Origin of the sequence: Pseudoalteromonas sp. BSi20495 (assembly GCF_000241185.1) — a bacterium.
Taxonomy (GTDB): Bacteria; Pseudomonadota; Gammaproteobacteria; order Enterobacterales; family Alteromonadaceae; genus Pseudoalteromonas; species Pseudoalteromonas fuliginea.
The window spans coordinates 35,468-48,903 of sequence record NZ_BADY01000010.1 but is presented as its reverse complement, the minus strand read 5'-3'; the positions used below and the strand labels follow the sequence as shown (position 1 = coordinate 48,903).

The 13,436-nt window shown below is 37.9% G+C and carries 18 protein-coding genes; 14 read left to right on the top strand and 4 right to left on the bottom strand.

Translation table 11 applies throughout. The annotated features are described in order from the left end of the window. Positions 1-217: 217 nt before the first annotated feature. The 12 genes from P20495_RS18840 (at position 218) to P20495_RS18895 (ending at position 8,386) form a co-directional block, all read left to right on the top strand. A complete protein-coding gene (locus P20495_RS18840) occupies positions 218-883 on the top strand; it encodes a Bax inhibitor-1/YccA family protein (protein ID WP_008133668.1) in 666 nt (221 codons plus the stop codon). A gap of 55 nt (positions 884-938) precedes the next feature. Then, entirely contained in the window at positions 939-1,292 is a 354-nt protein-coding gene (tusD, locus tag P20495_RS18845) for a sulfurtransferase complex subunit TusD (RefSeq protein WP_008133667.1), read from the top strand. Then, a complete protein-coding gene (gene tusC / locus P20495_RS18850) occupies positions 1,289-1,645 on the top strand; it encodes a sulfurtransferase complex subunit TusC (RefSeq protein ID WP_008133666.1) in 357 nt (118 codons plus the stop codon). The genes tusD and tusC overlap by 4 nt, the downstream gene beginning before the upstream one ends. After that, positions 1,642-1,908 (top strand): DsrH/TusB family sulfur metabolism protein, encoded by a 267-nt coding sequence (locus P20495_RS18855; RefSeq protein WP_008133664.1) that lies wholly within the window; start codon positions 1,642-1,644, stop codon positions 1,906-1,908. Before tusC ends, P20495_RS18855 begins: the two co-directional genes overlap by 4 nt. Before the next feature lie 3 nt (positions 1,909-1,911). Continuing rightward, positions 1,912-2,241: a TusE/DsrC/DsvC family sulfur relay protein gene (locus P20495_RS18860; protein ID WP_008133663.1), complete on the top strand. Its 330-nt coding sequence runs from the start codon at positions 1,912-1,914 to the stop codon at positions 2,239-2,241. After that, entirely contained in the window at positions 2,241-2,927 is a 687-nt protein-coding gene (locus P20495_RS18865; RefSeq protein ID WP_008133661.1) for a pseudouridine synthase, read from the top strand. Before P20495_RS18860 ends, P20495_RS18865 begins: the two co-directional genes overlap by 1 nt. Next, positions 2,920-3,360 carry an NUDIX hydrolase gene (locus P20495_RS18870; RefSeq protein ID WP_008133660.1) on the top strand — a complete coding sequence of 147 codons (441 nt, stop codon included), beginning with the start codon at positions 2,920-2,922 and terminating at the stop codon, positions 3,358-3,360. Before P20495_RS18865 ends, P20495_RS18870 begins: the two co-directional genes overlap by 8 nt. A 220-nt stretch (positions 3,361-3,580) precedes the next feature. Then, positions 3,581-4,681 (top strand): tRNA 2-thiouridine(34) synthase MnmA, encoded by a 1,101-nt coding sequence (gene mnmA, locus P20495_RS18875; RefSeq protein WP_008133658.1) that lies wholly within the window; start codon positions 3,581-3,583, stop codon positions 4,679-4,681. Beyond that, positions 4,681-5,283: a high frequency lysogenization protein HflD gene (gene hflD / locus P20495_RS18880; RefSeq protein WP_008133656.1), complete on the top strand. Its 603-nt coding sequence runs from the start codon at positions 4,681-4,683 to the stop codon at positions 5,281-5,283. The genes mnmA and hflD overlap by 1 nt, the downstream gene beginning before the upstream one ends. Positions 5,284-5,314: 31 nt before the next feature. Further along, positions 5,315-6,685, top strand: coding sequence for an adenylosuccinate lyase (gene purB, locus P20495_RS18885; RefSeq protein WP_008133654.1), 1,371 nt, complete (start codon positions 5,315-5,317; stop codon positions 6,683-6,685). Positions 6,686-6,772: 87 nt separating this feature from the next. Then, positions 6,773-7,918 carry a cupin domain-containing protein gene (locus tag P20495_RS18890; protein ID WP_008133652.1) on the top strand — a complete coding sequence of 382 codons (1,146 nt, stop codon included), beginning with the start codon at positions 6,773-6,775 and terminating at the stop codon, positions 7,916-7,918. A gap of 9 nt (positions 7,919-7,927) precedes the next feature. After that, positions 7,928-8,386, top strand: a complete 459-nt coding sequence (locus tag P20495_RS18895; RefSeq protein ID WP_007375704.1) for a GNAT family N-acetyltransferase — start codon at positions 7,928-7,930, stop codon at positions 8,384-8,386. A gap of 62 nt (positions 8,387-8,448) precedes the next feature. Here the strand turns inward: P20495_RS18895 and P20495_RS18900 are convergent, their stop codons facing one another. The 3 genes from P20495_RS18900 to P20495_RS18910 all read right to left on the bottom strand — a co-directional run bounded on the left by P20495_RS18900 (position 8,449) and on the right by P20495_RS18910 (position 11,004). Continuing rightward, on the bottom strand, positions 8,449-8,895 hold the full coding sequence (locus tag P20495_RS18900; protein ID WP_008133649.1) for a DUF4826 family protein: 447 nt from the start codon (positions 8,893-8,895) through the stop codon (positions 8,449-8,451). A gap of 117 nt (positions 8,896-9,012) precedes the next feature. Continuing rightward, positions 9,013-10,416 (bottom strand): M28 family peptidase, encoded by a 1,404-nt coding sequence (locus tag P20495_RS18905; protein ID WP_008133647.1) that lies wholly within the window; start codon positions 10,414-10,416, stop codon positions 9,013-9,015. A 174-nt stretch (positions 10,417-10,590) separates the two neighbouring features. After that, entirely contained in the window at positions 10,591-11,004 is a 414-nt protein-coding gene (locus P20495_RS18910) for a hypothetical protein (RefSeq protein WP_008133645.1), read from the bottom strand. Positions 11,005-11,151: 147 nt separating this feature from the next. On the opposite strand from P20495_RS18910, the gene P20495_RS18915 reads away from it, so the two are divergent. Further along, on the top strand, positions 11,152-11,949 hold the full coding sequence (locus tag P20495_RS18915; RefSeq protein ID WP_008133642.1) for a hypothetical protein: 798 nt from the start codon (positions 11,152-11,154) through the stop codon (positions 11,947-11,949). Between the two features lie 6 nt (positions 11,950-11,955). On the opposite strand, the gene P20495_RS18920 is transcribed toward P20495_RS18915, so the two are convergent. Next, positions 11,956-12,360 (bottom strand): GFA family protein, encoded by a 405-nt coding sequence (locus tag P20495_RS18920; RefSeq protein WP_008133640.1) that lies wholly within the window; start codon positions 12,358-12,360, stop codon positions 11,956-11,958. A gap of 218 nt (positions 12,361-12,578) precedes the next feature. Here P20495_RS18920 and P20495_RS18925 point away from each other — a divergent pair, with 218 nt between their 5' ends. After that, complete coding sequence (locus P20495_RS18925; RefSeq protein ID WP_008133639.1) at positions 12,579-13,415, top strand: hypothetical protein; 837 nt, start codon at positions 12,579-12,581, stop codon at positions 13,413-13,415. The last annotated feature ends 21 nt before the right edge of the window (positions 13,416-13,436 follow it).

The following is a 13,436-nucleotide window of genomic DNA, read 5'->3' as shown; positions in this document are numbered from 1 at the left end:
TGTGAAGCTTTTTTTTAAATTAATTGTTTAAGTGCTTAAAAAACAATTAATTTGTTTAAAGTTAAGACAAAGTGTTTTTAATTTAATCGCTAATGAACTTTTATTTAAATATTTAACTCTATTGATCTACAAAGGTTTGCCCAAACATATAAGAGTTGGTAATCTAATTTTAGTTAAATTATCGAAACACACACGTTTCACTTAAAGGAGCTCTACAATGGCGTTTAATCAATCGTACAATACCGCGAAACCGGTAATGTCTACCATTGAAACAAACAAGGTACTTAAAAACACCTACTTTTTACTAGCTATGACACTTGCATTTAGCGCAGTTACAGCCGGTATTTCAATGGCACTACAATTACCTTACTTTATGGGAATTGTGTTTACACTCGTTTCGTTCGGTTTATTATTTGTTGTAAATAAAAAAGCAGATACAGCATCTGGTGTATTTTGGGTGTTTGCTTTCACAGGTTTAATGGGGGCTGGCTTAGGTCCATTGCTTAACCATTATGCTGCATTACCTAATGGCCCAATGCTTATTATGCAAGCCTTAGGTTCTACAGCGCTTATCTTTTTTGGTTTATCTGCTTATGCACTAAATACTAAAAAAGACTTCTCATTCATGGGTGGCTTTTTAACTGTTGGCTTAATTGTTGTGATTGTAGCAAGCATCGTTAATATTTTTATTGGCAGTTCATTGATGTTTATGGTGCTTAATGCAGCAGTTGTATTGATTATGTCTGGTTTGATTTTATTTGACACAAGCCGAATCATAAACGGTGGTGAAACTAACTACATTCGTGCAACTGTGTCTTTATACCTAAGCGTATATAACTTATTTACTTCTTTGCTTGCTCTACTTGGCGCAAGTGATGACTAATTAAATAGTTCTGTTAAAATAGCCCCTTTATTGGGGCTTTTTTATTGGAATTGTTTTGGCACGCTTTGTTCTTTCATTACATACACCACCATCCGATCACGATACCACGCAACGCATAGTTAAATTTGCGAATGCATGTTTAGCCCAAGGGCACACCATTGATGCTATTTTTTTATACCAGCAAGGTATTTATCATGCATCTACCCACTTTGATTTATCCTCAGACGAACTTCAAATTTCAGCACTTTGGCAGCAACTCGCTGATCAAAAACTAAATTTAATGCTGTGTGTTACCGCCGCGCAAAAGCGCGGTTTAGATATTGATAATACAGGTGTATTTACCGTCGCAGGGCTGGCTGAATTTGCAATGCTTGCAAGCGACGCAGACAAATGGGTGCAATTTAAATGATCAATGTATTAGTAATGAGTCAGTGCAGTCCATTTGACGATTTAAATATTCGTGATGCACTTGATATGACATTAATATTTGCTGCTGTTGATCAAAATGTAAGTTGGCTATTTAGCGGCCCCGCTGTTTTGGCTTTAAAAAAGCATCAACAACCAAACCATATTGGCTTAAAAGATTTTTTTAAAAATATTAAAACACTCGAAATATATGATGTTGAAAACATTTTCGTGTGTGAAAAATCATTGCTTGATTATGGTTTAAATAAGCATGATTTACTCATAGAGGCAAAAGCTCTTAACTTTAGTCAACAACAAACACTAATTAAAGCGCAGCAACATGTGGTGAATCTATGAGTACGTTACATATTTTTTCAAAGCCGCTTAACTATTACTCGGCAAATCAGCTTGAGAATTTAATTTTATCAGGCGATAAGGTACTACTTGTTGGTGATGCCTGCTTTGCAAAAAAACAATTTAGACAATTTGCAGATACACTGTTAATACTTGAACAAGACGCGCAAGTACGTGCAATAAAGTTAGCAGATAACGATAAAGCAATTAGCTATGAAGACTTTGTGGCACTCACTTTATCAACTAATCAATCAATTACGTGGTAACTCATGCTTGAATTTAACAACCAACAGATTGAAACCGACAAACAAGGCTACTTGCTCGACCATACTTTATGGTCAAAGGAGCTGGCGCCTGTAATTGCTACTCAAGAAAACATCACACTTAGTGAGCAACACTGGGAAGTCATCAATTTTGTTCGTGGTTTTTACATTGAATATAACACCAGCCCAGCAATTAGAATGCTTGTAAAAGCAATGGCTAAAGCACTCGGTGAGGACAAAGGTAATAGCCTTTATTTATATAAATTATTTCCTAAAGGCCCAGCTAAACAAGCAACAAAAATTGCTGGATTACCAAAACCAGCTAGGTGCATATAATGAGAGCTAAATCAGGCAATAATCAAACAACACAAGCCAAGCCTAAAAGAAGTACTGGGCGTACTTATTCTCGCAGTGCACTTAATAAAACGCCATCTGGTAAAAGAGAAATAAAGCCGCAAATAGCATCTAAAGACAGAAAAATTGTGTTATTCAATAAACCATTTGATGTGCTATGCCAATTTACAGATGACGCAGACAGAAAAACGCTTGCAGAATTTATCCCGATTAAAGAAGTATACGCCGCAGGAAGGTTAGACAGAGACAGTGAAGGTTTATTGCTTTTAACAAACTGTGGAAAATTACAAAACACCTTGACTGCTCCTGATAAAAAAACGAATAAAACCTACTGGGCACAAGTTGAGGGTGAACCAACGAGTGAATCAATTAATGATTTATGTAATGGCGTAGAACTTAAAGACGGACTTACACTCCCCGCTAACGTTAAAATAATTGATGAACCAACAATTTGGGCGCGAAATCCGCCTGTACGTGAACGAAAAGCAATCCCCACTACTTGGCTAAGCATTACCATTAACGAAGGTAAAAACAGACAAGTCCGCCGCATGACGGCGCATATTGGCCACCCTACTCTTCGCCTCATTCGCTATAGCATTGGTAACTATACGTTGGATGATATTAATTGTGGTGAATATAAAGTAATTAAGGGCGTAGTTGATGCATAAACCGCATGTTACGGTTGCAGCAATAGTAAAAAAGCAAAATGAGTTTTTACTTGTAAAAGAGCGCGATAAATTTACAAAGCAAATTTGTTACAACCAACCTGCGGGTCATTTAGAGAAAAATGAGACACTTGCACAAGCTGCAAGCAGAGAGTTACTTGAAGAAACAGGCTTAGCGCTTGAGCCTATTGGCTTTTTAGGTGTGTATAATTTGCATGCCGAAAATGGAGTGCACTATTTGCGATTTTGCTTCTTATTTGAAGCGCCTGATAATATAAAAGCGCCAACGCCAATAGATACCGACATTATCAGCGCTAACTGGTATACATTAGAGCAAACAAAATCACTACCGCTTAGAAGCCCTTTAGTCCTTAAATGTATTGAAGATAGCTTAAACAAGATACCTTTGAGTTTAGATACAATTTACAACGATTAATTTAAGCACCCATAGGTGCTTCAAAGTATCGTTTTTAATTAAATAAACAGATAAATTAATTTATACAATACTTCGTAAGGTTACTTTGCTATTTGTTATACAAATAAAATAGTGACAAATTATGTCCTTTGCCGCCCTACGCTCTTTAAGCACAAACAAAATACATGCTATAATCGCGGCCTTTCCAAGTTAACAGCAATCTGTATAAGCGAAATTATTCATGAGCGAAAATAGTCACATTAAAGTCATTGTTGGCATGTCCGGCGGTGTTGATTCTTCTGTATCTGCATATTTATTACAACAACAGGGCTACCAAGTAGAAGGCCTGTTTATGAAGAACTGGGAAGAAGACGACAATGATGAATACTGTGCTGCCGCTGATGACTTAAAAGATGCACAAGCAGTGTGTGATAAGTTAGGCATTGAGCTTCACACAGTAAACTTTGCAGCAGAATACTGGGACAACGTATTTGAGTACTTTTTAGCTGAGTACAAAGCAGGTCGTACACCTAACCCAGATATAATGTGTAATAAAGAAATTAAATTTAAAGCCTTTTTAGAATTTGCGGCTCAAGCACTCGGTGCTGACTTTATTGCAACGGGTCACTATGTTCGCCGTGAGCTTCGCGATGACAAATACGTTATGTGTCGCGGACTTGATAACAATAAAGATCAAAGCTACTTCTTATATACCCTAAGCCATGAACATATCGGCCAAACCTTATTCCCGGTAGGCGATATCGAAAAAACAGAAGTACGCCGCATAGCAGAAGAACAAGACCTAATCACTCACGATAAAAAAGACAGCACAGGTATCTGCTTTATTGGTGAGCGTAAATTTAAAGACTTTTTACAAAAGTTCTTACCAGCACAACCTGGCGTTATTGAAGACACTGACGGTAATAACGTAGGCGAGCACGAAGGCTTAATGTACCACACACTTGGACAACGCAAAGGCTTGTTAATTGGTGGTATGAAAGAAGGTTCTGGCGAGCCTTGGTACGTAGTAGATAAAGACCTTGAGCGAAATGTACTTATTGTGGGCCAAGGTAAAGATCACCCTCGCCTATACAGCAACGGTCTTAATGCAAACCAACTTCACTGGGTAGACCGTATTGGTCCTAAAGGTACCACTCGCTGCACAGTAAAAACACGTTACCGCCAAGAAGACTTAAGCTGTACCCTACTTGTAGGTGAAGACGGCATGGCCCGCGTATTGTTCGACGAGCCACAAAAAGCAGTGACACCTGGTCAATCTGCCGTATTTTACGCAGAAGATGTGTGTTTAGGCGGTGGTATTATTGATTCGGTGATCAAGTAATGAATCAATACCAAGTCATGGCGCTTGCCGCCATGTGCCAGGTTGCTAAACAAGTTCAAAAAATTGCCCAGTACGGCAGTAATAATGAGCACGACTTAGAAGTATTACTTTCAAGCATTATTCAAACATCACCGGCTTCGCCAGAAGATGTTTACCAAGGTACTGACAACTTACGTGATGGCTATAAAACATTAATGGCGCAGCTAACCGCAGGTGCTCAAAAAGATGTTGAAATAGTAAAATACGTAGGTGGCTTAATGCAGCTTGAGCGAGCACTAAGTGCAAACGACAAAAGCTTAAACGAATTAGGTAAACGAATTGATGATATTCATCGTCGTTTAGATCATTTTGCTATTACCGACGAGAGCGTTGTTGCCGGTTTAGCAGATATATACTCGTCGGTGCTGAGCCCCCTTGGGCACCGAATACAGGTTTATGGTAAACCCGAGTTATTAAAACAGCAGCTCACTCAAAATAAAATCCGTGCGTTATTATTAGCCGGCATTAGAAGTGCAGTATTATGGCGACAAATGGGCGGTAAACGCCGTCACTTTTTCTTTGCAAAAAGAAAAATACTCGCCATTGCTAAAACAAAAATTTAACTATCGTTCAAACTAAAATTTAGGAGTTATTATGGAGCTTTCAGCGTTAACGGCTATCTCTCCAGTGGATGGTCGCTACGGCAGCAAAACCACTGAACTGCGCAGTATTTTCAGCGAATTTGGCTTAATCAAATACCGCGTAATTGTTGAAGTGCGTTGGTTGCAAGCGTTAGCTGCAGCAAGCGATATTAAAGAAGTGCCTGCATTTAGCGAACAAGCTAATGCACTTCTAAACGCCATTGTAGATAACTTCAGTGAAGCTGATGCACAGCGCGTTAAAGACATTGAACGTACGACAAATCACGATGTTAAAGCGGTTGAATACCTACTAAAAGAAAAAGTCGCCGATAACACTGAGCTTCACGCAATAAACGAATTTATTCACTTTGCTTGTACTTCAGAAGATATTAATAATCTATCTCATGGTTTAATGCTAAGCGAAGCGCGTAAAAACGTTTTACTTCCTTATTGCGATGAACTTTTAAGCGCAATTAAAGAAAAAGCAATTGAATACAAAACAATCCCAATGATGACTCGTACACACGGGCAACCTGCTACACCATCGACTATGGGTAAAGAGTTTGCTAACGTATACATGCGTTTAAAACGTCAACGTGACCAAATTGCACAAGTAGAAATGTTAGGTAAAGTTAATGGTGCTGTTGGTAACTACAACGCTCACCTTAGCGCATACCCAGATTACGACTGGCATACACACGCAGATAAGTTTGTATCAAGCTTAGGTTTAACACTAAATCCATTTACGACACAAATTGAACCGCATGACTATATTGCAGAGTTGTTTGACGCAATTGCACGTTTTAACACTATATTGCTCGATTTTGATCGTGACATGTGGGGCTACATTGCCCTTAATCACTTTAAGCAAAAAACAATTGCTGGCGAAATTGGCTCATCAACAATGCCGCATAAAGTTAATCCAATTGATTTTGAAAACTCAGAAGGTAACTTAGGCTTAGCAAACGCTATTTTTGCTCATCTTGCACAAAAATTACCCGTTTCTCGCTGGCAGCGTGACCTTACCGATTCAACGGTATTACGTAACTTAGGTGTAGGTATGGGTTATGCGATTATTGCATACCAATCAACACTTAAAGGTGTAAGCAAGCTTGAAGTAAATGAGCAACGTTTAGCTGACGAGCTTGATCAAAACTGGGAATTACTCGCTGAGCCGATTCAAACCGTTATGCGTAAATATGGCATTGAAAAGCCATACGAAAAACTTAAAGATTTAACACGCGGTAAACGTGTAAACAAAGAAATAATGGCTGACTTTATCGATGGTCTTGACCTTCCAGAGCACGCCAAAGTAGAAATGAAAAAACTAACACCTGCTAATTACATTGGTCGTGCTGTTGAGTTTATTGATGATTTAGTTTAAAACTAAATTACTCTTTTAAAAAGCGAAAGGATCATCCTTTCGCTTTTTTTGTTTTAACCCCATTGCACTAACTAGTAGGCATAATGTATGTATCAATTAAAAATAAATAATTTGTCTGAGCAAGAGTTTTTAAGCCATTTTTGGCAAAAAAAACCGCTTTTAATCAAACAAGGTTTTACTGATTTTCAAGACCCACTTGATGCTAATGAGCTTGCCGGCCTAGCAATGGAAGAAAGCATAGAGTCACGCATTATCACCAATCATAAAAATGATTGGCAAACGCACCAAGGTCCATTTGAAGACTTTGAGCAGTTAACCGACGATCACTCCACTTTACTCGTGCAAGCAGTTGATCACTGGCATCCAGATGCTGGACAACTACTAGAACCTTTTAGGTTTATTCCCAACTGGCGCATAGATGATTTAATGATCAGCTATTCAACGCCTAATGGTGGTGTTGGCCCACACTTAGATCAGTACGATGTATTTATTATTCAAGGCGAAGGCAAACGTCATTGGCGTGTAGGTTTGCCTGATCCGACACTTAAGCAGTTTGCTCAAAACAAAAAATTACTGCAAGTAGAAGCATTTGAAGCCGTAATAGATTGCATATTAGAGCCCGGTGATATTTTATATATTCCACCTGGGTGTCCTCACGAAGGTTACGCTGTAGAAAATGCACTCAATTACTCAGTTGGTTTTAGAGCCCCTAATCAACAAGATTTATTGTCGAGCTTCGCCGATCATATTATTGATACCGAAAGCGGTCAAAAACGCTACACCGATGGTAATCTCACACTCAGAGAATCTAAAGGTGAGCTTAATAATATTGAAGTCACTAAAGTTAAAACATTAATGCAAGGACTGCTTGAAAACGACACGTTATTCAAACAATGGCTAGGAACAACCTTAAGCCAACCTAAACATGAAATGGACTTAGCGCCTGCTGAAGAGCCATTTTCAGCTGAGCAAATAACGAATGCATTAACTAATAACACCATTGTGTTTGAACGCTTAGGTGGCACACGCGCTATTTATCAATTGCTTGAAGAAAACATTTTGTTAAGTGTAAACGGCGAAAATTACACTGTGTTATTAACTGACTTAGCTGCTGTGAAACTACTAACTGACGATATCGAGTTTGAAGCCTCACAGTTAAAATTTTTAAAACCTAGCCTAGTATTTATTCAAACCTTTACTACACTCGTTAATGAGGGAATTTGGTTTAACTAGGAGTTTGCCATGGGCTATCAAGTTGATAAAGTAGAATGGGCTATACGTAAGGATATGCTTCAACTAATTCGTGAGCGTGTTTTTGTTTATGAATTACACATACCTAAACGTATAGAATTTGATAGCCTAGATAAATTTGCGTTGCATGTACTTGTTACAGACGACACTCACTGCCCCGTTGCTACAGGCCGATTATGTACTGATGGCTTAATTGGTCGAATAGCTGTACTACCCGCACACCGAAACCGCAATGTATATAAATCGCTTCTTAATTTCATTATTGATTTAGCATCAAATCAGGGGATAGAAGCTGTCAGTATTAATTGTATTCTAGATGAAGTAGAACGTTTTAAGCGAAATGGCTTTATTCAGCAAGGAAATGTGTTTATGGAGGCGGGAATTCCTAGGCAACGTATGCAATGCTCTGTTTCGGCGTTTAATACAACGCCTTTCACACTTGTCCATTAGATTAAGAAAAGGGCAATAAATAAACCATCACCCTCTACTTTTTTACTTAACCCAAACTGTAGTTACTTTGCCTCATTTGCCCACAGAGGTTCATTTTCATACATTTCGTACAAGCCATGTGCTCTATTTATAAGTAAGTTAGCAAAATCTACCTGCGTTTTGTCACGGGCGCCTGTACTCATAATTTGATCCGCTTTTAATTGCCACTGCAAAGAAAAGTAACGCATTGCATCGCGGGCATCTGTAGCCGCACTAACCTCAGCATGATCTGTAGGTAACCGCCCTGTTACCACCCAATATGTTTTACCATTTTGTGCTTTAAATTTCCACATTGCGCAAAGTGGCGCTAAAAATCGGCTATCTTTATCAACTACTGATTTTGGCATAATGCCCTTTTCAGCTAAGTGCTTTTGCGCTGCCTGAAAACATTCACGCTGCCATGCAACACGTTGTTGCTCAGCTAAAGCTTGCTCTTGTGCTGTTAACGGTTTTTTTTCTTGTTGCTGCATTTTTAATAACCTTTTACTTCTTTTTTTACACTCTAAGGGCTTAGTAAATAAGGTGCAAGTATAAAATGGCCGTTTACACCTTCAAGCGCTCTGTTTGCTGAATTTTCAGCCAAACTACTATTTTATATTGTGATCAAACGAACCTACATCACCCGGAAAAACTACTGGAGACTCAACACCGTCTTTACTAACAGAGGCTACACCAAAGTAATAATTATCAATCACTACATTTTTAAGTGTGAACTCTGAAACCCTGCCAACGTATTTACTAAACTGCCATTGCGGCTCGCTCGTGTAACGCCAATAAATTTTGTAACCCGCAATATTTTCATCACTGCTTTTTTGCCATGAAAACGACGTATCAGCTGTAACTGCTCCTGTTATTTTAACTTCTTTTGGCGGTGCAGGTGCCCACGCCATTGATGCCATCGTTACCGCATTAAGTGAAGTTAACTTGGCCGTATAGTCAAAATCAACGCCTTCAATAGTATCACCATACTCAACCCCATTTTCGGTGCGTAAATCTTGATGCTGGCGATCGTAATGCTCGTTAGTTTCCATAATACGCACTGCGGCAAAACCTGCATCGTTAAATGGACGATGATGCCCACCACGGCCAAACCTATCTAATCGATATACAAGCATTGTATCTAAATTAGGAATGTATCTATCCGCAATAGTATCTATGTAGCGCGCTAAATTACGACTCGCAGAATCAACTTCACCACCTCTAAAGCGGCGAGTATTAGCTTGCTCTTTTGTTTCTACAACACGGGTACCTTCTGAAAATATACGTGCAGTTGTATTATCGGTTACCCCATTAATACCGGTAATATTGCCAATCATATCGTTGTTTAAAACGCCATGAACTTGCCAGTCATGCTTTTGCGCGTAAGCCGTTAATATTTTCCCACCAAACAAACCTTGCTCTTCGCCCGAAAGCGCCGCGTAAACTACCGATCCATTAAATTTGTATTTACTTAAAACACGAGCAGCTTCTATTACACCTGCCACGCCTGATGCGTTATCATTTGCTCCAGGTGAATCACTCGTAAAGTCCATAACATCACTTACACGTGAATCTATGTCGCCCGACATCATCACCATGCGATTCGGCTCGCTTGACCCACGTTGAATAGCCACTATGTTAACCACTTCAACAGGATTCGAAATGCGTTTTTCGCCCGATATAGTGTCCTTCACTTCAATAATTTCCAGACAACCACCACACTGCGCTGATATTTTTTCAAATTCTTTTTTTATCCAACGCCTAGCCGCACCAATGCCTCGAGTATCCGATTTAGTTTCTGAAAGCGTATGGCGAGTACCGAAATCCACCAGCGTTTGAATGTCACTACCAATACGTTCGGCTGATACTTGAGCTGCTATATCATGTAATTTTTGCTGTTCTGTGTATTGAAGTTGTGTTTTCCCATGTGCTGATAGTGCAAGTGTGCAGGCGCCTGCAATTGCAGTAAATTTAAGTAACGTTGTTGTGATTTTCAAAGGTGTTTTAAGCATCTATTAGCTCCTAATTATTATAGTGTAACCATTACTTAACTGAGATTTTATGGCAATACATTTGAGGTAGATGTAGAAAGGATCACGCTAAAACGCATTTACAAGAGGTTATTAGGATAGTAAAAAGCCCACTACCTTTTATAAGTACTGGGCCAAAATTCATTATGCATACTTTTAATGAGTGGTTTTAATATCAAATTCTTTCAAAAAGGCCTCATGTACTCCTAAGCTTGCAAGCACACCAGCAGAAAACATAAATATTAATACAAATGCTAAACAGCTCAAAAACTCCGAACTATTTTCAGGCTTAATATAGTAGTTAAGTAAAAAACCACTCAATACACCTATAAAAGCAATTTTGTTAAATAAAAAGTAACTTGGGATCTCAAATGCCCAAACAGAGGTATTGTTTACAAACTGCCTATATCCATACGTAATAAAAGCCAGCATACCAATAATACTAATTACAAAAGTAGATACTGTCGTTAATAGACTCATATTTTTATAAATAAGCGCATGTCCTAATTGTAAAGAATAAATAAATACTGCAAACCATACTAAAACAGCTGGCCCTAAAATTAATCCCATTTTCAATCCTTGAATAATACTTAAGTAGTTAATTGCCAATACAATATTATAGTAATAAGTGAAATTACATGTGTTCTGCACAATAATCTATTTAAAAATTTATTTTTCGTGGCACACTATGAATGTGTTTATAAAAAAGTTTAAGTTATGCGTCAGCTAAAAAACGATACCATTGAAGCAAACCAAATCAAATCAGAACAAACTGATTTTGGCCCTATAACTGTATTTCAAAATCAACAGTATCGTTGGCTAACACTTGCACAAAAAAAAGATGAAGATATTACTATTCAAGGTGTTATGTGCCTTGTGCATCCAGAACAAGTAATCGTCCCTGTAAATCAATGCATGTTGCTCTTTTTACTTAAACCTGCAAATACACTAAACATATTAAATTTAGGCTTAGGAACCGCAGGGTTTGAGCGAATCATGTATCACCTGCAAAACCATACGCCTTACGTAAATACCATTAATACATTTAGTACAATCGAAATAAACCCAAATATAGCCTCTATTGCAACGCAATTATTTAACCTACCAAGTAACCACAATATCCACTTACAATGCGCTGAACAGTATATTTCAAAATGCACAGCTAACTTTAACGTAATTACTATTGATATTTTTAGTGGTGAACATCATCAGCCTTTTTTAACCAATGACAGCTTTTGGCAAAACATAAATCGCTGTAGTGAGCCAAATACTCAAGTAATCGTTAATTTAAACCCGCAAACAGGTCAAGAATTACAAGCCCTTTTGGTACTGATAAGGCAACATTTTAAATGCTTGGCGCTAATAGAGTTTAATGAATATAAAAATATAGTATTGATATTGTGCCAACATACGTTAATGCATATTAACGTTGATGAAATACAAAACTCACCTGTGTTTATAAATTTTGCGCCAGACCTTTATAAAAGTATTAACAGCATTTACCACATTGAATAAAACGTCTTACCGCCCAGGTTCATGTTTTTCATAGCACGGTAAGCTTGTTTCTAACAGCTCCCAGTTAGCCTTAGATGTAACAAAGTTATGCGACAATACTTGTTCAGTAATATCGCTATCAAATATACCTAGACGAATTCGTATTCTGCTTTTGTCATCTGCATTACTACTATAAACAGGAGAGCCACAACATTTACAAAAATAGCGCGTACGCCCTGGTTTAAAACTATATTCACTGAGTCGTTCTTGCCCTTTCGTTATTGTAAAGTCATCTGTATTTACAAAGCCATTAGTTGCAAATGCAGTCCCGCTATTTTTTCTACATAGTGAACAATGGCAATGAATAATGCTGGTTATACTGCCCAATACTTCAACACTTACTTCACCGCACAAACACGAACCCGTATACATAAAACGTCCTAATAATTTAATTAATTTCAACTCAGCTAAAATTTGCTGAGCTGATTGAATACAATGACAATATTACATTTTTCAAGCTCAATCAAACCATAACTAATGTTTTAGTGATTGACATAAAAAAGTTAAATTGGTTATATGACTTTTAATAAAAACCATAGCCGAAATTAAAATTGGTTAACCAAATATCATTAATATTACGAGAGCCAATTATGTCTTCTAAACACATTTTATTTCTTTGCTTATTCAGCACCCTATCAGCATGTTCAACCATTCAAAAAAACACATCGAGCGATTGGCTGCTTATTGATAACTTTGAACATTCACTTAGCAAGTGGCAAAGTGTTGATACTCAAAATGAAACCAAACCACAAGTTAAAAATCCACAAATAACAGTTATACAACCAGAACAAGCAATCGCATCTGTTAATCATTATTTACTAAAAAAGCCTGCGGCAGAAGGCATTGTAGGAAATCGTAAAGCGCTTTCTTATACAAAGCTTCCACTAGCGGTTGAAGTTGGTCAAACCTACACATTTTATATACGTATAAACGTCGCTGCGTTTCCCAATAATCACGCTTTTGGGCTGAGTAATCTTACTCCGGAGTTAATTAATAAACATGCGTACGATGCATTTGAGCCAACACTTCGCGTAACCGATAAAACAGAATCAAACGGGCTTGTAAACGATGGCGCATTAATGGTTAAAACCGACAGCGGGTATAGCAATATTCAAAACTACACTAGTAAGCAATCAGCCAAGCCTCTGCAAACAAATACGTGGTACGACGTATGGTACGTTGTTAATAACGCCGCAGTCTCAGAGCCAGGGCAACAATACGATGTTTATGTAAAAGGTGGTGAATTTAGCAAGCAAACTCTGGTATATAAAAATGCACAATTTAGAATGAAGCGCGAACAACCGCTTATATACTTTTTAGCAAACTGTAATACGGGCCCAATTAAAAAACCTTATGGTAATGGTGGGCTCAAATACGATGATTTATACATGAGCGAAGGAATAAATCTAAGTAACCCAACGCAATAAATAAGAATAACACTCATAATT

Bases quoted from the DNA above. Each gene is read 5' to 3' on its own strand.
- P20495_RS18840 (WP_008133668.1), top strand. From the start codon at position 218: ATGGCGTTTAATCAATCGTACAATACCGCGAAACCGGTAATGTCTACC.
- tusC (WP_008133666.1), top strand. From the start codon at position 1,289: ATGATCAATGTATTAGTAATGAGTCAGTGCAGTCCATTTGACGATTTA.
- P20495_RS18855 (WP_008133664.1), top strand. From the start codon at position 1,642: ATGAGTACGTTACATATTTTTTCAAAGCCGCTTAACTATTACTCGGCA.
- P20495_RS18860 (WP_008133663.1), top strand. From the start codon at position 1,912: ATGCTTGAATTTAACAACCAACAGATTGAAACCGACAAACAAGGCTAC.
- P20495_RS18865 (WP_008133661.1), top strand. From the start codon at position 2,241: ATGAGAGCTAAATCAGGCAATAATCAAACAACACAAGCCAAGCCTAAA.
- P20495_RS18870 (WP_008133660.1), top strand. From the start codon at position 2,920: ATGCATAAACCGCATGTTACGGTTGCAGCAATAGTAAAAAAGCAAAAT.
- mnmA (WP_008133658.1), top strand. From the start codon at position 3,581: ATGAGCGAAAATAGTCACATTAAAGTCATTGTTGGCATGTCCGGCGGT.
- hflD (WP_008133656.1), top strand. From the start codon at position 4,681: ATGAATCAATACCAAGTCATGGCGCTTGCCGCCATGTGCCAGGTTGCT.
- purB (WP_008133654.1), top strand. From the start codon at position 5,315: ATGGAGCTTTCAGCGTTAACGGCTATCTCTCCAGTGGATGGTCGCTAC.
- P20495_RS18890 (WP_008133652.1), top strand. From the start codon at position 6,773: ATGTATCAATTAAAAATAAATAATTTGTCTGAGCAAGAGTTTTTAAGC.
- P20495_RS18895 (WP_007375704.1), top strand. From the start codon at position 7,928: ATGGGCTATCAAGTTGATAAAGTAGAATGGGCTATACGTAAGGATATG.
- P20495_RS18900 (WP_008133649.1), bottom strand. From the start codon at position 8,895: ATGCAGCAACAAGAAAAAAAACCGTTAACAGCACAAGAGCAAGCTTTA.
- P20495_RS18905 (WP_008133647.1), bottom strand. From the start codon at position 10,416: ATGCTTAAAACACCTTTGAAAATCACAACAACGTTACTTAAATTTACT.
- P20495_RS18910 (WP_008133645.1), bottom strand. From the start codon at position 11,004: ATGGGATTAATTTTAGGGCCAGCTGTTTTAGTATGGTTTGCAGTATTT.
- P20495_RS18915 (WP_008133642.1), top strand. From the start codon at position 11,152: ATGCGTCAGCTAAAAAACGATACCATTGAAGCAAACCAAATCAAATCA.
- P20495_RS18920 (WP_008133640.1), bottom strand. From the start codon at position 12,360: ATGTATACGGGTTCGTGTTTGTGCGGTGAAGTAAGTGTTGAAGTATTG.
- P20495_RS18925 (WP_008133639.1), top strand. From the start codon at position 12,579: ATGTCTTCTAAACACATTTTATTTCTTTGCTTATTCAGCACCCTATCA.